This is a genomic window from Roseicyclus sp., assembly GCF_018402035.1.
GTDB lineage: Bacteria > Pseudomonadota > Alphaproteobacteria > Rhodobacterales > Rhodobacteraceae > Roseicyclus.
In genome coordinates, this window is sequence record NZ_JAGYJN010000003.1 from 149,406 (window position 1) to 168,756 (window position 19,351).

Consider the following 19,351-nt stretch of genomic DNA (forward strand, 5'->3'; position numbering starts at 1 on the left):
GGTCGCGCGGCCCAGTGAAAGGGGTCAGCGAAAACGGATCGGCAGGTTGAAGGCATAGCTTGCCTCACGCAACGCATCGGGCGCGGCGGGAAAGCGCCCCGCGCGGCGCACGGCGGTCAAGGCCGCCTCATCCAGCGCTTGATTGCCTGAACTGTTGGCGATGCTCAGCGCGGTCAATGCGCCGTCGCGCGCGATCCGCAAGGACAGCGTCACCTGACCCGCGCCATTGACGCGGGGGCGCGCGCGTTCGATGCGGGCCATGATCTGTCCGCCCCAAGTGGCCATCAGGCTTTGATGCTGCGCTTGGCTGAGCGCGGGGGTGGATGGGGCGGGTGCGGGCGCGCTGCCGCTTGTTGCACCGCCGCCTTGCCCTTGTGCGATACGCTCCGCTTCCGGGGTCGCGGCGGGGGCGCTTGCAACAACAGGGCGCAGCATCGGGCGCGGCGATTTTGATAGCGCGTTTGGGCTGGGTGGGGGTGGCGCGCTTTCTGTCATGTTGGGGGCAAGCGGCGGCGCATCCGGGCGGGCAAGCGCTGGCAATTGCGGCATGGAAAGAGCCGGTGCCGCCTGTTCGAGACTTTGCATCAGCGGGGGCGCGATCATCTGCGGGGCAGGCAGGGCAGCGGTGCTGATCATGTGCTGGGGCGGCTCGGCCCAGCGGTTGGCCAATGCGGCCATGCTTTCGGGTGCGGCGGCTAGCGTGATCCGGTCGGCCCCGGCTTGGCCTTGCGCCTGCGGGCCGCCGGTGGTGTCGCCAAAGCCTGCCATTACCCCGGCATGCACGGCGGCCGATAGGCCCAGAAAGGCGATGATTTCGGCCATCCGCCTCATGGTTGCACCGTGATCAGGCGGATATCGGTGATACCCATAGCGGCCAGTTCCGGCAAAAGCCGCGCCAGTTCCGCCGCCGGATAGGCCGCATCGGCGAGCACCGGCAGTGGCCCCTCGGGCGGTGCTGCGGAGAGGGCGATCAAGGCGGCCTCATCCATCTTGTCGCCGAAGTAAAGCTGACCAGCCGCGCCGATATAAAGCGTGCCGGGTTGCGGATCGCGCAGGGGCGTTTGGGCAACCGGGGCCGTGATCTCGCGCGGGGGCGGCGGTGTCAGGCTGGCGGTCATCAAGAAAAATACCAAGAGCAAGAATACCACATTGATCATCGGCACGATGGCGCGGTCTTGGGCCATGCGGGGTTTGCGGGGCGGCGCAAAAATCATGGCGACACCAGCACAAGGTTGGCAAAGCCCGCCGCCTCTAACACTGCCATGATATCGAGCAGGCGTTGCAGGCCCACACCCTCATCTGCGCGGATCAAGATTGGGTCCAAACGTGTCTCTGTTAGGCGTGATAGAGCCTGTTGAAGCGCTGTTGCGCCGATGGGCTGGCCGTTGATGAACAGCTCCTCCGCGGCGATCCGGATAAGGCGCGGTGGGCCTTGCCATTCGCTGGTCGCCGCACCCCCGATGCGCAGATCAAGCGCGCCCTCCTGCCCAAAGCGCGCGGCCAGCATGAAAAAGACCAAGAGCAAGAACACCACATCGATCATCGGTGTCAGGCTGGGCCTACGGCGCGGCTGGGGTTGAGCAAAGCTGAAACTCATGGGCGCGGCGCGCCCCCCCGGGTAAAGATGCGGGTGGCGTCATCCTCCATCTCGGCTTGCACGCGGTCTGCGATACTGTCGAACCACGTGAGCGCGGCGGCAGCGGGGATGGCCACGGCCATGCCAGCGGCGGTGGTCAAAAGCGCCTCCCATATGCCGCCGGCAAGTGTAGCGGGGTCGGTCTGGCCGCCGGCCTCTTGCAGGGCTTGAAAGGCGGCGATCATGCCCAAAACAGTGCCTAACAAGCCCAAAAGCGGTGCAATCGTCACGATCAGGTCAAGGGGCCGAAGGCCGCCGCGCAATTCCGCCAAAAGCCCGCGCGCGATGCGGGTGGTGTCTTCGCGTGCGGCATCTTGGGTCAGCGCGCTGTCGCCATGGGCGATCATCGCGGCATGGGCCAGACGCGCGCGCACCGACCGGCGCGGCGCCAGTAGGGCCAATGCGGCACCCACCTCGCCCTGTTGCCACTGTGTGATCGCCGCCGCCGTGACGCGCCCGCCCGACCATGCGCCCAATGCCGCAAGCCGGTACAGTTTCCACAAGATCAGCGCCAGCGTCAGCACCGAGAGCGCCGAAATGGCCCAGATCACCGGGCCGCCGCGCGCCAAAAGATCGGGAAGATCGGTCATGTCAGCACCTCGAGCGGCTGAAAGATAAGGCCATCGGCGGTTTGCGCCATATGGGCGGAAATGCCAAAGACCTGCGCCAGATTTTCGCGCGTCAGCACGGTGGCGGGGGGGCCATCGGCATGGATGCGGCCCTTGTGCATCAGGATCAGCCGCGTGCAATGCCGCGCGGCCAGCCCCAGATCATGGAGCGAGACCATCAACGCCTTGCCCCGCTGGGCCAGCTGGGCAAAAGCCGCCATGGTCGCGATCTGGTGGCCGGGATCAAGCCCCGCGATCGGTTCATCGGCCAAGATCAGCGGCGTATCTTGCGCCAGCGCGCGGGCAATCAAGACGCGGGCCTGTTCGCCGCCTGACAATTCGGTCGCGGCGCGGGCTTCAAACCCGGTCAGATCCATGGTGGCCAGCGCATCGGCAACGGCGATGCGATCAGCCTCGCTTGGACGTTGGCCAGCGGCCAGATGCGGGATGCGGCCCAGCATCACCAGCGTTTCGACGGCCACAGGCCAAGCAATCTCGCGCGATTGGGGGAGCCATGCGGCATGCCGTGCGCGGCTTAGCGGCGGCATCGCGGTCAGTGAGGAGTGGCCATCATGCGGCAAAAGCCCCAGCGCGCCGCGCATCAAGCTGGTCTTGCCTGCACCATTGGGACCGATCAGGCCGACCAATTCGCCCGCCCCGATTGTCAGCGTCGCCGCGTCAACCACAGGGCAGGTGCCGCGCGTCACTGTCAGGCGGTTTAGGGTCAATAGCGTCATGCCCCCGCCCTCCGGGTTTTGTAGATCAGGTGCAAGAACAGTGGCGCGCCGATGATGGCCATCAGAACGCCCAGTTTCAGGTCGCGCTCGGGCAGGACAAGCCGCACGGCGATATCGGCCAACAGCACCATCGCCGCACCCCCAAGTGCCGAGGCGGGCAAAAGCACCGAGGGCCGCGCGCCGACGATGGGCCGAAGCAAGTGCGGCACCACCAGCCCGACAAAGCCAATCGCACCCGCAACGGCGGTGGCCGCGCCCACGCAAGCCGCCACGCCCAGCACCAGTTGCAACCGCAGCCGCGCCAGCCGGATGCCCATCGCGGCGGCCGCATCTTCGCCCAAGGTCAGCGCGTCAAGACCCCGGCCCAAGGTCAAAAGCAGCGCCCAGCCCAGCGCCATGAAGGGGGCGGCCAGCCAAAGGTGCGAAAATGACCGATCCGCAAGTGAGCCCATCATCCAGAACACGGTTTCCGCCGTGGCAAAGGGGTTGGGTGAGAGGTTCAGCGCCAACGACATCAGCGCGCCCGCCAGTGCCGAAATGGCGATCCCCGCCAAGATCAGCGTCAGCGACCCGCCGCGCGGACCGGCCAGCATCAAGATCAAAAGCACCGCGATCACCGCACCCGCCAGTGCCGAGAGCGGCAATGCCAGCGCGAAAGCGGCGGCAAAGCCTGTCTGCATCGCGATGACAGCGCCCAGTGCGGCAGAGCCTGACACGCCGATCAGACCCGGTTCGGCCAGCGGATTACGCAAATATCCCTGTAGCGCCGCGCCCGATAGCCCAAGGCTGGCGCCGACCATCACCGCCAATATCGCGCGCGGCAAGCGGATCTCACGCATGACCAGCGTGACCGCCTCCCCTTGGCCTGTGACCAGCGCCCGCAGGCTTTCGCCAAGGCCAAAACCCGCCGGGCCAGTCAGCAGCGAGACCATGAAAAGTGCCATGGTAAGCAGCGCCAACAGGGGGAACAGCACGCGGGTCATGGTGCGGCCTCGATCATCTGGCGCATCTCGACCAAGGCGCGCAGTGCCGCGATCACGCGCGGTGTGCCACAGGCCCAATCAGGGCCGCTTTCATGGCCCGCACCCGCAGCGATCAGGGCGGCCAGCGCGGGGTGATGCATCAATTCTTCGGCGCGCGAGGCACCGGGATAGGGGCGGTCGCGGATGATCAGATCGGGGGCGGCCATCACGAGCAGTTCAAGCGCGATCTGTCCCGTGGCGCTGGGCGTCAACTCGGTCGCGATGTTGCGAAACCCCGCCCGCGTCAGGATTTCATGCGAGAGAGAGCCTTCGCCAAGGCTATAGCCATTGGGGAAATAGATCACCGCGCGCGGCCCATCTTGGGGTGCGGAAAGGGCGGCAAGATCAGTCTCGAACTGGCGGATCAGAGCCTCAGCCGCGTCTTGGCGGCCGAGCAGTTCGCCAAAGCGGCGCAAGCGCGCGGGAATGTCGGAGAGTTGCCGCACCCCTTCGACCTGCACCACCGCGATGCCGAGCCGCCGCAGCATCGCCAGCGCGGCGGGATCGGTCCAAGGGTCGGCCAGCACCAGATCGGGGGCAAGCAGGTAGATCTCCTCGGCGCTGCCATGGTTGAGCGGGTAGCGCGCCGCGAGATCGGCCAAGGGCGAGGTGACAGGATCGGCCGAGATATAGCTGACCGACACAAGCTGGTCAGGTGCGGCCAGCATGAGGGCGAATTGATCGGTGCAAAGGTTCATGGAAACCACCCTTTGCGGTGGTTCCTGCGCGCCCAGAGGCCCCGCCACAAGGGCAAGGCCAAAGGCAAGGGCGCGCAGGGGACGCATCAGAAGCGGCTCCGCAAACCGAGGTAGAAGGCCCGGTCGGATGTGCCGTAGCCGCGTGTCAGCTGGTACTCGGTATCTTGGAGGTTCTCGATCCTGAGATAGGCATCGACGGCATCCGAGATCGCATAGGTAAAGCTGGCGTTCGCCACGGTGTAGTCGGCCAAGGTGGGGCGGTTGCGAACCGATTGCATCGAGAGCGTCGTTGACAACCGCTCGGTGATATCGCCGCTGAGTGTAAGGGAAAGGTCATTGCCCGGAAACTCGAGATTCCAAGCATTGCCTGCCGTCAGCGTCGGGTTCTCACCAGTGGTGACGGTGTAGTTTCCGTCCACCCGCCAGTTCGCGGTGATCGTAGTGCCGAATTCCACTTCAAACCCACGGCGGCGGACGGTGCCGGGGACTTGCGTATAGTTGCTGGCAACGTAGTCGATCACGTTGTCGGTTTCATTGTAAAAGGCTGTTGCGCGTAGGAAGGCGTCGCCGCCAATCCGGCGTTCAATGCCTAGATCCAGTGAGCGGTTTTCTTCTGGTTGCAAAAGCGGATTGCCGCCGAACCTATAGAACATTTCGTAAAGCGAAGGTGCGCGGAAACTCTGCGCCGCGGATGCGCGGATAATCCATTCTTCGGCGGGTCGCCACGAACTTGCCAGGCGTCCCGATGTCAAACCGCCGAACCTAGAGTGATCATCATGCCGAATTGTTGCTGCAAGGTCGAGGGTCTCAGAGGGTGACCAGCTGATTTCAGAGAACATACCGAAAATATCGTTCTCACCAGAGTCAGGGCCCCATGTTCCTGTAAGGCTGAACTTCTCACGTGTCGTATCGAGGCCAAAGCGAAGTGAGGATGCTGCGCTGAGATCGACAGCCCCTAGGTAGCCAAGACTTGTACGCTGGCCGGTGTAGAGGTTTCTGGTGAGACCAAAGCCCTCTTCTTGTTCAACGTCACGCTCAATTTCATAGTAGGTTGCGTCTATGGTGCTTTCGACGACTCCTGTTGGCAGTTTCAAGTATGCTCGCAGACCGAGTGAATCATTCCATGAAACTTCATTTGGTGTTCCGTCACTGATGGAAAACTCATCGAACTCTAACCGCGCATCCTCAATAAAACCGTTCACTCCCACGCGTCCGCCGTTGGCGAGATCATGGCCCACGGAAAAGCTTAAACGGTTGGACTCAAAGCCATCGGCCTCGGTATTGCCGTTATTCTCATCCGCTGCGGAAAAGCCGTCGGTCTGGGTGCGTGTCAGGCTAAAGGCGTAATCCAAAGCCCCGATATCGGCCGTAACACCATATGAGCCGCGAAAGCTGTTGTAGCTTCCGGCCTCGATCGTGGCGAACTGCTGGACGCCCTCTGCCTCCGCGCGCCGCGTGGTGATGTTGATGACGCCACCAATCGCCTCGGAGCCATAGACCGCCGATTGGCCACCGCGCAGCAACTCAATGCGGGAGATATCGGCGGTTGTCAGGCTACCGAAATCAAAGGCATGCTGGGTCCCGGACACATCCGACACATCGATACCATCGATCAGAACCCGAACATAGTTTTGGCCCGTGCCGCGGATCGTGATGGACGTCAAAGAACCCATCGGGCCGCGCGCGCGCACATCGACGCCGGGAAGTCGCGCGATGTAATCGATGACGCGCGTTTCGCCACTCGCGGCAAGTTCTTCGCCGGTGACAACGGAAATACTGGTACCGGTTTCTTGCAATGTGGTGGTGCCAAACTCAGCCGAAAACACGATCTCATCGAGATCGAAGACGGATTGCGCCTGTGCAATGGCGGGCAGTAGCAGCGCTGGGATCAGCGCGGCGGAGAGGTGTTTCATCATCGGTCCCCCGATACGGGCCGGAACTTGGCCCAATTGTGGTCACAGATGTTCTTTGGGGGAGACACGCGGCCGTGACCCTCCCGCGAACGGCGAGGCGTCACCACAACGGAAGGGTCCGTTGCCCATAGCGCCCACCGCGCCCGGACAGGGTGATCACTTCGGCAGGTCTCCTGACTCGCGGGTCATCGCGAGAACCGGGCCTTCCCGGGGTTTGTGGCCCCAGTGGCATATGCCGGTTTCGCTCGCCGCTTACAGTTGCGGGGGCAGTCACGGATTTACACCGCGTTCCCTTTTCACCGAATGGTTGTGACATCCGGACCGAAGCATCCTCTTGATAGCGGTGGATGCAGGCGCAAGGCAAGCCCACAGGCGACCTGTCATGGGCTGATTGCGAATTCATCGCCGCCCCGTTGCATCCGCCATCAGCTTGGGTCTTGCTGTCACCCAAAGAGAGAGGAGCCGCCATGCCGATCAGCGATTGGGACGATGCCTATGCAAATGCCGCCCATATTCCGGGGGCCGAGATATTCCTGCGCGATTGGCCCGACCGCAGCCAGCGCTTGCGCGCGGACCATCCCCCAGAGCGGCTGAGTTATGGCAGTGGTGCGCGGCAATTCGTTGATCTTTATCGACCCAAAACCGCATCACAGGGTCTAACAGTGATCGTGCACGGCGGCTATTGGATGCGCTTCTCGCCCGAGGAGTTCGGCTTTCTTGCGGCGGGGCCTTTGGCGCATGGGCAAAGCGTGGCAGTGGTCAGCTACACCCTTGCCCCCGAGGCGCGTATTGCCGCGATCACCGCCGAGGTTGCGCGCGCCGTGACCATGGCCGCCGCCACTGTGGAAGGGCCAATCCGGCTGACCGGGCATTCGGCGGGGGGGCATCTTGTCACACGCTTGGGTTGTGAGGGTGTGCTGCAAGCCGAGGTGGCGGCGCGAATCGCCCATATCGTCTCGGTCTCGGGGGTGCATGATCTGCGCCCGCTTTTGCGCACGGGCATGAACGCAACACTGCGCCTTGATCCGGTCGAGGCTGTGGCCGAAAGCCCGGCCTTGCAGCGCCCGCTTGCCGGGCTGCGCCTGACCTGTGCGGTGGGCAGCGGTGAGCGGCCTGAATTCATCAGGCAAAACGATCTACTGGCCAATATCTGGTGGGGGCTTGGGGCCGAGACGCGGGCCATGCAGCTTGCGGGCAAGCATCATTTCGACGTCATCGATGCGCTGGCCGACCCCGAGGGGGTGCTGACCCGCGCCTTGCTCGATCACAGCTTTTCGTAAAGCCCGCCAATCGCGGTCTTGAGGTTCGAGCGATCCTCTGGCCCCAATTCGTAAAGAAGTGCGGTCTCGATCTCGCGGGCGACGAACTTGAGCCGCGCAACCTCGGCCGTGCCTTTGTCGCTGAGTTTCACCACAAGGCGGCGGCGGTCGGCTGTGTCGCGCACGACCAAGATCATATCGAGGTCTTCGAGCCGCCGCTGGGCGCGGCTGACACGGGCGGCATCCATCGCGGTCAAGATGCACAGATCATGGCTGGAACAGGGCTGGTGACGCGGCAGCGCCATCATGATGCGCCATTCCGGCACCTGCATGCCCGCGCTTTCCATGATCTTTTGAAAGGCGCGCCCGGCGATGACCGACATCTGGAACGGCAGGAAATCCGTTAGATCAAAGGGAAGGGTTTGTGCTTGGTCTCTCACGCGCCATCCAATCCTAGGTTGTATTGTCTAATTGCTTTCATCTTTAAGTTTAATGCCGACTCGATTATTTGGGCAAGTAAATTGTAAGGCTGACTAGACAGTTTATTGCGATTGCCCCGGTGGGCGCTTTTGGCGCGGATCGATAGACGCCGTTTCCGATTGGCAATAATTTTCCAAGAAAATGTGAAAAAGCGACGCTTGGCCGTCAATTTCCGGCTTGTATCCCCCGCGCGCTGGCCGTATTCGCCGCGGTGGGACACCCCTCCCCAACGAGGGGCACATATCTGTGAGGGTATCACATTATGGCAATGACTGCTCCGGCCACGCGGCCGGCTAACCCGCGTTTCTCTTCTGGCCCTTGCGCCAAACCCCCGACATTCACGCTTGATCTGCTGGCTGATGCAGCGCTTGGCCGCTCGCACCGCGCCGCCGTGGGCAAGGCCAAGCTCAAGGCCGCAATCGAACAGACGCGCGCCATTTTGGGTGTGCCTGCCGATTACCGGATCGGTATCGTGCCCGCATCTGACACCGGTGCTGTCGAAATGGCGATGTGGTCGCTCTTGGGCGCACGGCCCTGCACCATGGTCGCTTGGGAAAGCTTTGGCGCGGAATGGGTCAGCGATGCTGTCAAACAGCTCAAGCTCGACGCCACCATTCTCAAGGCCGATTATGGCCATATCGTCGATTTCACCCAAGTTGATTTCGACACGGATGTCGTTTTCACATGGAACGGCACCACCTCGGGCGTGCGCTTGCCCAATGCCGATGCGATCCCGGCGGATCGCGCGGGGCTGACCATCTGTGATGCGACAAGTGCCGCGTTCGCGCAGGATTTGGCGTGGGACAAACTCGATGTCACCACCTTTTCGTGGCAAAAGGTGATGGGTGGCGAGGCGGCGCATGGGATGCTGATCCTCAGCCCCCGCGCGGTGGAACGGCTGGAAAGCTACACGCCACCATGGCCCCTGCCCAAGATTTTCCGCATGACCAAAGGCGGCAAGCTGATCGAGGGGATTTTCGTCGGTGAGACGATCAACACCCCCTCGATGCTGGCGGTCGAGGATTACTTGGTCGCGCTGGCGTGGGGCCAATCCATCGGTGGGCTGCCCGCCTTGATGGCGCGCGCCGATGCCAATGCGAAAGCGATTTTCGATTTCTGCGATGCCCGCGATTGGATCGACAATCTGGCGGTTGATCCGGCAACGCGGTCCAATACCAGCGTGTGTCTGAAATTCACCGATCCGCGGATCACCGATGGCGCGGCCTTTGCCAAGGCGGTGGCCAAGCGGTTGGAGGGGGAAGGCGTGGCGCTGGATATCGGCGCCTACCGCGACGCGCCTCCCGGCTTGCGCATTTGGTGCGGTGCCACGGTCGAGACCGCCGATATTCAGGCCATGCTGCCATGGCTTGATTGGGCCTTCGCGGTCGAGATCGCCGCGCTGGCCGAGGCCGCCTGACATCCTGACAGATGGTGGGTTTCACCCACCCTACGATTTCGCCCACCCGCGTAGGGTGGGTGCAACCCACCATTCATCCATCCATAAATGGAGTGCCCACCATGGCCCCCAAAGTTCTCATTTCTGACAGCCTGTCGGATGCCGCCGTTCAGATTTTCAAAGATCGCGGGATCGATGTCACCTTTGACCCCTCGATCGGCAAAGACAAAGAAAAGCTGCTGGCCGTTATTGGTGAATATGACGGTCTGGCAATCCGTTCCGCCAGCAAGGTGACGGAAAAGATTATCGCCGCTGCCACCAACCTCAAGGTGATCGGGCGCGCCGGTATTGGTGTCGATAATGTCGACATCCCCGAAGCGTCGAAAAAGGGCATCATCGTGATGAATACGCCCTTTGGCAATTCGATCACGACCGCTGAACATGCCATCGCGATGATGTTCGCGGTTGCCCGCCAAATCCCCGAGGCCAATGCCTCGACCCATGCGGGCAAGTGGGAAAAATCCCGCTTTATGGGTGTGGAGTTGACCGGCAAGACGCTGGGCGTGATCGGTGCGGGCAATATCGGCGCGATTGTTTGTGCCCGCGCCTTGGGCCTCAAGATGAAGGTGGTGGCCTATGACCCCTTCCTCTCCGAGGAACGCGCGACCCAGATCGGCGTGACCAAGCTGGAACTCGACGAATTGCTTGCGCGCGCAGATTTCATCACGCTGCATGTGCCCTATACCGAGAAGACCGCCAATATCCTCTCGGCTGAGAACCTCGCCAAGACCAAGAAGGGCGTGCGCATCATCAACTGCGCGCGCGGCGGTCTGGTCGATGAGGCGGCCTTGGCCGCGCTGATCACATCGGGCCATGTCGCGGGCGCGGCCTTCGATGTTTTCGCCGAGGAACCGGCTACGGAGAACCCGCTGTTCAACCTGCCCAATGTTGTCGTCACCCCGCATCTGGGTGCCGCCACCACCGAGGCGCAGGAAAACGTGGCCCTGCAAGTGGCCGAACAGATGGCCGATTACCTGCTGACGGGGGCTGTGACCAACGCGCTGAACATGCCATCGGTCACCGCCGAAGAGGCGCGGATCATGGGCCCATGGCTAAAACTGGCCGAGCATCTGGGTGCTTTCGCCGGTCAGCTGACCGAAGAGCCGATCCAGTCGATCGAGGTGGTCTATAACGGTATCTCTAAGGATATGAACCTCAAGGCGCTGAACTGCGCCGCGATTGCCGGCGTGATGAAGGCCACGAACCCCGATGTGAACATGGTTTCGGCCCCGATCATCGCCAAGGATCGCGGGATCGAAATCTCGACCACCACGCAAGACAAGACCGGCGTGTTCGACGGCTATATCCGGCTGGTCGTGGTGACCGATGAGCGGACGCGTTCGATCGCGGGCACGGTGTTTTCGGATGGCAAGCCGCGCTTTATCCAGATCAAGGGCATCAATATCGATGCCGAGATCGGGGCGCATATGCTGTACACCACCAACCGCGATGTGCCCGGCGTGATCGGCACCTTGGGCCGCACCTTGGGCGAGCATGGGGTGAATATCGCCAACTTCACCTTGGGCCGGTCGGGCCGTGATGGCGATGCTATCGCGCTGTTGTATCTGGACGAGGCACCCGATGGGGCGGCCTTGGCGGCGCTCCGCGCCACAGGTGTGTTCCAACAGGTGCGCCCCTTGGTATTCGACGCGGTCTAAGGCGCGCATTTGCATTTGGCCCGTCGCATTGACTTGCGGCGGGCCGCCACTCTGCGCCACAAAAGGTGCAACAGGTTTTGCGGCGGCCGTTCCGCGCGCCGCCCAGCATCAGGGAGAAGTGGCACATGGACGAGATCGTCATCCTATCAGGCGCGCGCACCGCAATCGGCACCTTTGGCGGCAGTTTGGCCGCCGTGCCGCCCACAAAGCTGGGCGCGCTTGCGGCCCGCGCGGCGTTGGAGCGCGCAGGCGTTGCGGGTGCCCAGATCGGGCATGTGGTCTTTGGCCATGTGATCAACACCGAACCCCGCGACATGTATCTGTCGCGTATCGCGGCGATGGAAGCGGGCATTCCCGACACCACACCGGCGATGAATGTCAACCGTCTGTGCGGCTCGGGCGCGCAGGCGATTGTGTCGGTCATTCAATCGCTGGCGATGGGTGACGCCGACTTCGGTTTAGCGGGTGGTGCGGAAAGCATGTCGAATGGGCCGCATATCCTGCAAGCGGCGCGGTTCGGGCAAAAGATGGGCGATGTGCGCGCGCTTGATATGATGATCGGCGCGCTGCATTGCCCCTTTGGCACCGGGCATATGGGGGTGACGGCCGAGAATGTGGCGGCCGAGCATGACATCAGCCGCGCAGCGCAAGATGCCTTTGCGCTTGAAAGCCAAGCCCGCGCCGCGCGCGCGATTGCCGAGGGGCGCTTTGCCGATCAGATCGTGCCGGTCGAGGTGATGGTGAAGCGCGAGATGGTCCCCTTTGCCACCGACGAACACCCCAAGGCCACCAGCCTTGACGCGCTGGCGGGGCTGAAGACCGTGTTCAAGAAAGACGGCAGCGTGACCGCGGGTAATGCCAGCGGCATCAATGACGGGGCGGCGGCCCTTGTTCTGGCGCGGGCCGATGCGGCGGCCAAGGCGGGGCTGAAACCCCGCGCGCGGATCTTGGGTTATGCCCATGCGGGTGTGCGCCCCGAGGTGATGGGCATCGGCCCGGTGCCTGCGGTGGAAAACCTGTTGGCGCGCACGGGCCTGAAGATCACCGATTTCGATGTGATCGAATCGAACGAAGCCTTTGCTGCGCAAGCCTTGGCCGTGAACAAAGGGCTTGGCCTTGATCCCGCCCGTGTGAACCCCAACGGCGGGGCTATCGCGCTGGGCCATCCGGTGGGGGCGACAGGCGCGATCATCACGATCAAGGCGCTTTACGAGCTTGAGCGGACCCAAGGCCATCGCGCGCTGATCACCATGTGCATCGGCGGCGGTCAGGGCATCGCGCTGGCCATTGAGCGGGTCTAGGCGCGCTTTGCATAGGCGGGGTTAACCGCTTCTTCAGCATGCACTGCCACAACAGGCCCATTGGTTTCGGGGCGTGTCAGCGGCATGGGCATCAGTGGGTTTGACGAACGTTTCGCGCGCGAACGCCGCGCCCGGCTACAGGCCGAGCGCTTGCTCGCCCAACGCTCGGAGGAGTTGTATTCCGCCAATAAAAAGCTGGCCGAACATGCCCATGCGCTGTCGCATACCGTCATTGCCCAGCGTGAAGAAAACGCCGCGCTGATCGGGCGCTCGACACGCACGCAAGCCGCGCTTGAGGTGGCGACCGAAAAGGCCGTGATCGCTGAGCGCCGTTTGTGGGATGCGCTGAGCGCGGTTGAGGATGGTTTTGCCATCTTCGACCGTGACTGGCGTTTGGCGGTGGCCAATCCGGCATGGCTTGGGGCGTTTGACGGTGTTGCCGATGTTGCCCCCGGTGCCAGCTATGAGGCGATCTTGCGCATCGCGGTCGATGAGGGGCTGATCGATCTGCAAGGCGAAGATGCCGATGATTGGGTTGATCGCATGATCGCCCGCTGGGAGGGGGCAAGCATCACCCAGACCGATATTCGGCTATTCAACGGCGTCTATGTGCGGCTGATCGACAAGCGCACACCGCAAGGTGACATGGTCAGCTTGGCTGTCGATATCACCGACACGATCCGCCGCGCGCGCGCGCTTGAACATGCCCGCGACCGGGCCGAGGCCGCGACACGGGCAAAATCCACCTTCCTTGCCAATATGAGCCATGAGATTCGCACGCCGATGAACGGCGTCGTCGCCATGGCCGGCTTGTTGCGCGATACCGCCCTCAGCGATGAACAGCGCCTTTATGCCGAGACGATCCAGAACTCGGGCACGGCGCTGTTGACGATCATCAACGACATTCTCGACTACTCCAAGATCGATGCGGGCAAGATGCTTTTGCATCTCGAAAGCTTTGATCTGCGCCATCTGATCGATGAGATCTTTCGCCTGATGCGCCCCGGGCTAGAGGGGAAGGATCTGCGCTTGGTCCTTGATTACGACATGTTCTTGCCCGCGCGGATGGTCGGTGATCCGGGGCGGGTGCGGCAGATCCTGACCAACCTCATCGGCAATGCGGTGAAATTCACCGAAGCCGGTCATGTCACGGTGCGCGTGATCGGTGTGCCGGATGCCGCGCAGCCCGAGACCTTGCCCGTCAGGATCGTGGTCGAGGATACGGGCATTGGTATCGCCCCCGAGATGCAGGCCCATATTTTTGGCGAATTCAATCAGGTCGAGGCGCAGGCGACGCGCCGCTTTGACGGCACGGGGTTGGGTCTGGCCATCACGCGGCAGCTTGTGGCCTTGATGGGGGGTGAGATCTGGCTGACGTCGGCGCTGGGTCAGGGGTCATCCTTTGGCCTATCGCTGCCCTTTGGGCGCGATCCGGCGGTAGCAGCCGACCCTGCGCCGCCCGAGGAACCACCCATTGCCGCCAAGCGTGGCCTGCATGTTCTGGCGGCTGAGGATAACAAGACCAATCAGCTTGTCTTTCGCGCCATGCTCAAGGGTGTGGATCTGTCACTCGATCTGGTCGAGAACGGCGCGCTTGCGCTTGCGCGCTATCATGAAGGGCGGCCTGACCTGATCTTGACCGATATCTCGATGCCGGAGATGGATGGGATGGCGCTGGCGCGTGCCATTCGTGCGCATGAGGTGCAAATGGGCTTGCCGCCTGTGCCGATCATCGCAATGACCGCCCATGCGATGGAGAGTGACCGCGACCGTATTCTGGCCGCGGGGATTGACGCATGCCTGACCAAACCGCTCGACAAGACGCTGTTGCATGACATGATCCGCCGCTATGCACCGCCCGATTGCGGTGTGATTGCGGGGCTCAAGGCCGCCAACGCGTAAGTGCCTCGGTCAGGCGGTAATGGCCTGTCTCGACCGCGCGCCAATTTTGGATTGGCCCATGGGTATAGGACCGCGCGACCGGGTCGGCGGGGTCGATCACGCCCAGCGCGCCAAGGATCTGGGTAATCACCGCCTCGGAGGCGCGGGTGCTGCCATCGGCGATCTTGAGGGCCACGCCGATGCGATGTTCGGGGATGATCGCGGCAAAGACCGCCTCGGCCCCGGTTTTGATCGCGGCACGGTTGCCCATCACGCGCATCAGCTTGGTGCAGGCGCGCCCCTCGCCCGCCACAAGATGCGGATGGGCCATCATCGCGTTGCGCAGGCGCACCATCGCCGATTGGCGCGCATCAACACCGTCTTGGGCGGCGGCGAACATCGCCAATGCGCGGGCAAAACCCGATAGGCTTGAGGCGAAATTGGGGGCCGAGCAGCCATCGATGCCATAGCCCGGTGTTGCCGCGTCGGTCACATCCTCCCATGCCGATTTGATCATGCGCTGGATCGGGTGGTCAGGGTCGATATATTCCGGCCCAGCCTTGAGGTGTTTGGTCAGCGTCAAAAAGCCTGAATGTTTGCCGGAACAGTTGTTGTGGCGCTGATCGGGGCCGCAATGGGTACAGATGAGGTCATCGCGGGCGGGCGTGTCATTTGGCCATTGCACACCGCAGCGCAGATCGGCCTCGGACAGGTCCAGATCGGCCAGCCAGCGCGTGACCATCTCGGTGTGGACAGCCGCCCCCTGATGCGAGGCGCAGGCCAGCGCCAGATGCGCATCACGCAAGCTATAGGCATCGGCCGCGCCGCTTTCGATCAGCGGCAAAGCCTGCACCATCTTCGACGATGAACGCGGCAAAATCGTGCCCGCGACATCGCCCAAACCCCAGATCAGCCCTGCATCGGCATGCCAGACCGCGACATGGCCGTTGTGAACGCTTTCGCAAAAATCGCCCCGCCAGACCTCGACCAACCGCTCTGCGTTCATCTTCATCTCTCTCTTTGCTTCACGACCCGGCGATTTTCCGCTACCGGGGCTTTTTCTGCGGCGCAGTTTCCTTTAGGTTCATGCACGATAAGGTTGGCCGCCCCTCGATTACGTGAACCAAAAAGCGGGCGCAGACCAGAGGCAGATGGGGCGGAGGCTCTGAAACATATGAAACACTGGCTTGTCGGTATTTTGGCGGGGGCGGTTCTGGCGATTGCGGCTGGCCCCTCTGTGGCGCAAGAAACATCTACAAATCGCGTCGGGGCGCAGACGGATTGGTCCGTTTTCGTCGAAGATGATCCAACCCAATGTTGGGTGGTGTCGATGCCGCGCGAAACGGTCAATACCCGCGACGGGCGCGTGGTGTCGGTTAATCGCGGCGAAATCCTGATGTTCGTCAGTTTTTGGCCCGGCCAAGATCGGCTTGGTGAGGTCTCGTTCACCGGCGGCTACCCATTTGCCGATGGCTCGACCGTGACGATGAAAATTGGCGATGCCAGCTTTGAACTGTTCACCGATGCTGAAATGGCATGGGCCGCCTCGCCGCAGGATGATCAGCGGATCATCACCGCGATGAAGCGTGGGTCGGATGCGGTTTTGACCGCGCGCTCAAGCCGGGGCACCCAGACGCAAGACACATTCTCGCTGTTGGGCTTTACCGCCGCGGTCGAGGATGCCGAGACGCGCTGTTCGGGCTAAACCCGGCGCAGCGTTTCGCATGATTGCAAACCCCTTTGCAGGGGCGGGCAATGCCTGTATTTGGCGCGGGTCCACAAAGGAATACGCCCATGTCCGCCTCTGCGCCTATCACGCAGGATGTTTTGACCATTCCGCGCAAGCTGCCCGAAGGGCCGGTTAACCTGATCGGGTTGACGCGCGATGGGATGCGCGCGGCGTTGATCGCGGCGGGAACCCCTGAGAAACAAGCCAAGATGCGGGTCACCCAGATCTGGCAATGGCTTTATATCTGGGGTGCGCGTGATTTCGACGTCATGACCAATCTGGCCAAGGGCTATCGCGCCGAACTGGCCCAGCATTTCGTGATCGACATCCCCGAGGTTGTGCGCCGCGATATCTCGGCCGATGGGACGCGGAAATATCTGGTGCGGATCGCGGGCGGCCATGAGGTCGAGGTCGTCTATATCCCCGAGGTGGATCGCGGCACGCTGTGCATTTCCAGCCAAGTGGGTTGCACGCTGACCTGTTCGTTCTGCCATACCGGCACACAAAAACTGGTGCGTAACCTGACCGCGGGCGAGATTATCGGTCAGGTCATGATGGCGCGCGATGATCTTGGCGAATGGCCCGAACCCGGCGAAGGCATGGGCGAGCGGCCAAGGCTGATCTCGAACATCGTGCTGATGGGCATGGGTGAACCGCTCTATAATTTCGACAATGTGCGCGATGCGATGAAGATCGCCATGGATGGCGAGGGCATCGCGCTGAGCCGTCGGCGGATCACGCTGTCGACCTCGGGTGTGGTGCCCGAGATCGCGCGCACCGCCGATGAGATCGGTTGCATGCTGGCCATTAGCTTTCACGCCACCACCGATGCGGTGCGCGACAAGCTTGTGCCGATCAACAAACGCTGGAACATCGCGGAATTGCTCGATGCGCTGCGCGCCTATCCCAAGGCCAGCAATTCCGAGCGAATCACCTTTGAGTACGTGATGCTCAAGGATGTGAACGATAGCGACGAGGATGCGCGGCGTCTGGTCAAGCTGATCGCGGGTATCCCCGCCAAGATCAACCTGATCCCCTTTAACGAATGGCCCGGCGCGCCCTATCAACGCTCGGATTGGGAGCGGATCGAACGATTCGCCGATATCGTCTATAAGGCGGGCTATGCCAGCCCCATTCGCACCCCGCGCGGCGAGGATATCATGGCCGCCTGTGGCCAGCTGAAATCAGCGACCGAGCGCGCACGCAAATCGCGCGCCGAGATCGCGGCCGAGGCTGGATTAGATAGCTAAAACGAAAAAGGCGGCCCGAAACCGGACCGCCCTTTCCTAACTGTCGATGGCAATCGAATCAGTCGTTCGCAGCAACGGCTGCGGCGATCAAGATAAGCGCCAGAAGCGGAACCAAGATGCCGCCGGCCGAAGAAGATGTATCTTCTGCGATGACGACGGGTGCGACTGCCGAGCCAGCAACGCCGCCCGCGATAGCGCCAGTGGCAACGATCGAAAGAGCAGCAGCGAGAGCGAGTTTCTTCATTGTATCCTCCAAGATACGCTCCATTTTACGCGACATGCGCAAGGTCGGAGCACCTAAGACTGTACCTCGTGCGATTGTATAAGCCGCAACCACATCGCAATGCAATGCGCCCGCAATCGCACGTGCCATAGGATTGACGCGGTGTCGTCAAATTAGCAACACCTGCGTGCCGATCCGGGTGAGTGTGTAGAGCTCGGCGATGTGGTGATTGTAGAGGCCCACACAGCCATTGGAGGATCGTCGCCCGATCTTTCGCGTGTCATGGGTGCCGTGGATGCGGTAATATTGCCAACTTAAGTGTAGCGCATGGGTTCCAAGCGGGTTGTCGGGGCCCGGCGGCACGAACTCCGGCCACTCTGGGTTGCGCGCGCGCATGGCGGGGGTCGGGCTCCACGAGGGGCCATCAACTTTTCGTGTAATCTCGGTTCGGCCACGGCGTGTCAGATCTTCGCTCATCGGAACAGAGGTTGGGTAAAGCCGATAGATGCTGCGATCCGCGCTCCAGAAATGCAGCGCGCGCGAGGTCAGATCGACCAAGATCGCGCCATTTTGTGTGTCGGTGAAATAGGGCCGCCAATCGAGCGCCCGAAAGCTTGAAATATTGCGCGGCGTACCCTGTGCGATAGGTGTTTCAAACTCAGTCGAGCCCGGTGTTGCCTGCGCCAAAGCGGGGCTGGCGATGAGGCTGACCACGCCGCCCAAAACAGCGCGGCGGCCCATGGCGCGCGGGTGAAAATTGCTCATTTCTGCCTCATGTCGATTGGGCCCATACGGCCTCTTGCGCGAAAGATAACACGATTGCGCAAAATATGATGCAGTGTTGCGTCGATTTGGCGAGGCATGTGGTTCTTGCGCAGCAATGCGCGGGGTGCGGCGAATTTAAACGGATTAACAACAATTTCTCGATAAATGATGCGCGTTATGATGACCCCTTTCCGCTTTCCCCGTCTTGCATTGCCACTTGTGGCGCTGGCCTTGGCCCTCGCCGGGTGCGTCAGCGCGCCGCCAGCGCAAAGCGGCCTTGGGCCGGATCGCGGGTCCGCGCCGGTGATCTATCGTATCGATCCCGCCGATACCGCCCATATCCAGTTTCGCATGCTTGACAGTGTGAATGCCTTGCGCGCGACGGCGGGTGCGCCGCCCTTGGCGCTTAGCGCGGAATTAACCGCGGCGGCGGCCACACATGCGCGCGATATGGCGATGCAGAACCGACCTTGGCATTTCGGCTCGGACGGGTCGTCGCCCATCGACCGGGCGCGGGCGGCGGGCTATCGCGGCGGCGTGCTGGGGGAGGCGATTTCCGAAACTTACGAATCAGAGCTTGAAACCATCGCCGCGTGGATGGGCCGTGCCGACACGCGCGCCGTGATCGTTGACCCCTTGGCGCGCGATCTTGGCATGGCCTTTTTCCAAGAACCATCGGGCAAAATCTGGTGGACGCTGGTGGTGGGCGACGGTGTGACAACGCCGCCCAGCTGA

The 19,351-nt window shown here is 62.3% G+C and carries 20 protein-coding genes and 1 riboswitch; of the genes, 8 read left to right on the forward strand and 12 right to left on the reverse strand.

The window, feature by feature from the left end; translation table 11 throughout:
• Nucleotides 1–24: 24 nt before the first annotated feature.
• Genes KG698_RS06780 through KG698_RS06815 form a run of 8 tightly spaced genes read right to left on the reverse strand, consistent with a single transcriptional unit; the run spans nt 25 to nt 6,617 of the window.
• Complete coding sequence (locus KG698_RS06780; RefSeq protein ID WP_213684806.1) at nt 25–831, reverse strand: TonB family protein; 807 nt, start codon at nt 829–831, stop codon at nt 25–27.
• The gene (locus KG698_RS06785; protein WP_213684807.1) at nt 828–1,184 is read right to left on the reverse strand and encodes a biopolymer transporter ExbD; all 357 of its coding nucleotides are present in this window, start codon (nt 1,182–1,184) and stop codon (nt 828–830) included. Before KG698_RS06785 ends, KG698_RS06780 begins: the two co-directional genes overlap by 4 nt.
• Nucleotides 1,185–1,210: 26 nt before the next feature.
• Nucleotides 1,211–1,597 carry a biopolymer transporter ExbD gene (locus tag KG698_RS06790; protein ID WP_213684808.1) on the reverse strand — a complete coding sequence of 129 codons (387 nt, stop codon included), beginning with the start codon at nt 1,595–1,597 and terminating at the stop codon, nt 1,211–1,213.
• Entirely contained in the window at nt 1,594–2,226 is a 633-nt protein-coding gene (locus KG698_RS06795; protein WP_213684809.1) for a MotA/TolQ/ExbB proton channel family protein, read from the reverse strand. The genes KG698_RS06790 and KG698_RS06795 overlap by 4 nt, the downstream gene beginning before the upstream one ends.
• Nucleotides 2,223–2,981, reverse strand: coding sequence for an ABC transporter ATP-binding protein (locus KG698_RS06800; protein ID WP_213684810.1), 759 nt, complete (start codon nt 2,979–2,981; stop codon nt 2,223–2,225). The genes KG698_RS06795 and KG698_RS06800 overlap by 4 nt, the downstream gene beginning before the upstream one ends.
• Nucleotides 2,978–3,964, reverse strand: a complete 987-nt coding sequence (locus KG698_RS06805; RefSeq protein WP_213684811.1) for an iron ABC transporter permease — start codon at nt 3,962–3,964, stop codon at nt 2,978–2,980. Before KG698_RS06805 ends, KG698_RS06800 begins: the two co-directional genes overlap by 4 nt.
• Nucleotides 3,961–4,788, reverse strand: coding sequence for an ABC transporter substrate-binding protein (locus KG698_RS06810; RefSeq protein ID WP_213684812.1), 828 nt, complete (start codon nt 4,786–4,788; stop codon nt 3,961–3,963). Before KG698_RS06810 ends, KG698_RS06805 begins: the two co-directional genes overlap by 4 nt.
• Nucleotides 4,788–6,617, reverse strand: coding sequence for a TonB-dependent siderophore receptor (locus tag KG698_RS06815; RefSeq protein ID WP_213684813.1), 1,830 nt, complete (start codon nt 6,615–6,617; stop codon nt 4,788–4,790). Before KG698_RS06815 ends, KG698_RS06810 begins: the two co-directional genes overlap by 1 nt.
• Nucleotides 6,618–6,759: 142 nt before the next feature.
• Nucleotides 6,760–6,955, reverse strand: a riboswitch (cobalamin riboswitch).
• Nucleotides 6,956–7,081: 126 nt separating this feature from the next.
• On the opposite strand from KG698_RS06815, the gene KG698_RS06820 reads away from it, so the two are divergent.
• A complete protein-coding gene (locus tag KG698_RS06820) occupies nt 7,082–7,894 on the forward strand; it encodes an alpha/beta hydrolase (RefSeq protein ID WP_213684814.1) in 813 nt (270 codons plus the stop codon).
• Here KG698_RS06820 and KG698_RS06825 read toward each other — a convergent pair.
• Nucleotides 7,879–8,313, reverse strand: a complete 435-nt coding sequence (locus tag KG698_RS06825) for a MarR family transcriptional regulator (RefSeq protein WP_213684815.1) — start codon at nt 8,311–8,313, stop codon at nt 7,879–7,881. The genes KG698_RS06820 and KG698_RS06825 overlap by 16 nt on opposite strands.
• 302 nt (nt 8,314–8,615) lie before the next feature.
• Here KG698_RS06825 and KG698_RS06830 point away from each other — a divergent pair, with 302 nt between their 5' ends.
• The 4 genes from KG698_RS06830 to KG698_RS06845 all read left to right on the forward strand — a co-directional run bounded on the left by KG698_RS06830 (nt 8,616) and on the right by KG698_RS06845 (nt 14,670).
• The gene (locus KG698_RS06830) at nt 8,616–9,770 is read left to right on the forward strand and encodes a phosphoserine transaminase (protein ID WP_213684816.1); all 1,155 of its coding nucleotides are present in this window, start codon (nt 8,616–8,618) and stop codon (nt 9,768–9,770) included.
• Nucleotides 9,771–9,871: 101 nt separating this feature from the next.
• The gene (serA, locus tag KG698_RS06835) at nt 9,872–11,467 is read left to right on the forward strand and encodes a phosphoglycerate dehydrogenase (protein ID WP_213684817.1); all 1,596 of its coding nucleotides are present in this window, start codon (nt 9,872–9,874) and stop codon (nt 11,465–11,467) included.
• Between the two features lie 125 nt (nt 11,468–11,592).
• Nucleotides 11,593–12,768 carry an acetyl-CoA C-acyltransferase family protein gene (locus tag KG698_RS06840; protein ID WP_213684818.1) on the forward strand — a complete coding sequence of 392 codons (1,176 nt, stop codon included), beginning with the start codon at nt 11,593–11,595 and terminating at the stop codon, nt 12,766–12,768.
• A gap of 84 nt (nt 12,769–12,852) precedes the next feature.
• A complete protein-coding gene (locus KG698_RS06845; RefSeq protein WP_213684819.1) occupies nt 12,853–14,670 on the forward strand; it encodes an ATP-binding protein in 1,818 nt (605 codons plus the stop codon).
• Here the strand turns inward: KG698_RS06845 and KG698_RS06850 are convergent.
• Nucleotides 14,651–15,655 (reverse strand): asparaginase, encoded by a 1,005-nt coding sequence (locus KG698_RS06850; RefSeq protein WP_213685002.1) that lies wholly within the window; start codon nt 15,653–15,655, stop codon nt 14,651–14,653. The two genes, KG698_RS06845 and KG698_RS06850, sit on opposite strands and share 20 nt — an antisense overlap.
• Before the next feature lie 168 nt (nt 15,656–15,823).
• On the opposite strand from KG698_RS06850, the gene KG698_RS06855 reads away from it, so the two are divergent.
• Nucleotides 15,824–16,354 (forward strand): invasion associated locus B family protein, encoded by a 531-nt coding sequence (locus tag KG698_RS06855; RefSeq protein ID WP_213684820.1) that lies wholly within the window; start codon nt 15,824–15,826, stop codon nt 16,352–16,354.
• Between the two features lie 89 nt (nt 16,355–16,443).
• The gene (gene rlmN, locus KG698_RS06860; RefSeq protein WP_213684821.1) at nt 16,444–17,628 is read left to right on the forward strand and encodes a 23S rRNA (adenine(2503)-C(2))-methyltransferase RlmN; all 1,185 of its coding nucleotides are present in this window, start codon (nt 16,444–16,446) and stop codon (nt 17,626–17,628) included.
• 58 nt (nt 17,629–17,686) lie between these two features.
• Here rlmN and KG698_RS06865 read toward each other — a convergent pair whose 3' ends face one another.
• Both KG698_RS06865 and KG698_RS06870 read right to left on the reverse strand, forming a co-directional pair.
• Nucleotides 17,687–17,872, reverse strand: a complete 186-nt coding sequence (locus KG698_RS06865) for a hypothetical protein (protein ID WP_213685003.1) — start codon at nt 17,870–17,872, stop codon at nt 17,687–17,689.
• Between the two features lie 147 nt (nt 17,873–18,019).
• Nucleotides 18,020–18,616 (reverse strand): L,D-transpeptidase, encoded by a 597-nt coding sequence (locus KG698_RS06870; RefSeq protein ID WP_213684822.1) that lies wholly within the window; start codon nt 18,614–18,616, stop codon nt 18,020–18,022.
• Nucleotides 18,617–18,793: 177 nt separating this feature from the next.
• On the opposite strand from KG698_RS06870, the gene KG698_RS06875 reads away from it, so the two are divergent.
• Entirely contained in the window at nt 18,794–19,351 is a 558-nt protein-coding gene (locus tag KG698_RS06875; protein WP_300983119.1) for a CAP domain-containing protein, read from the forward strand.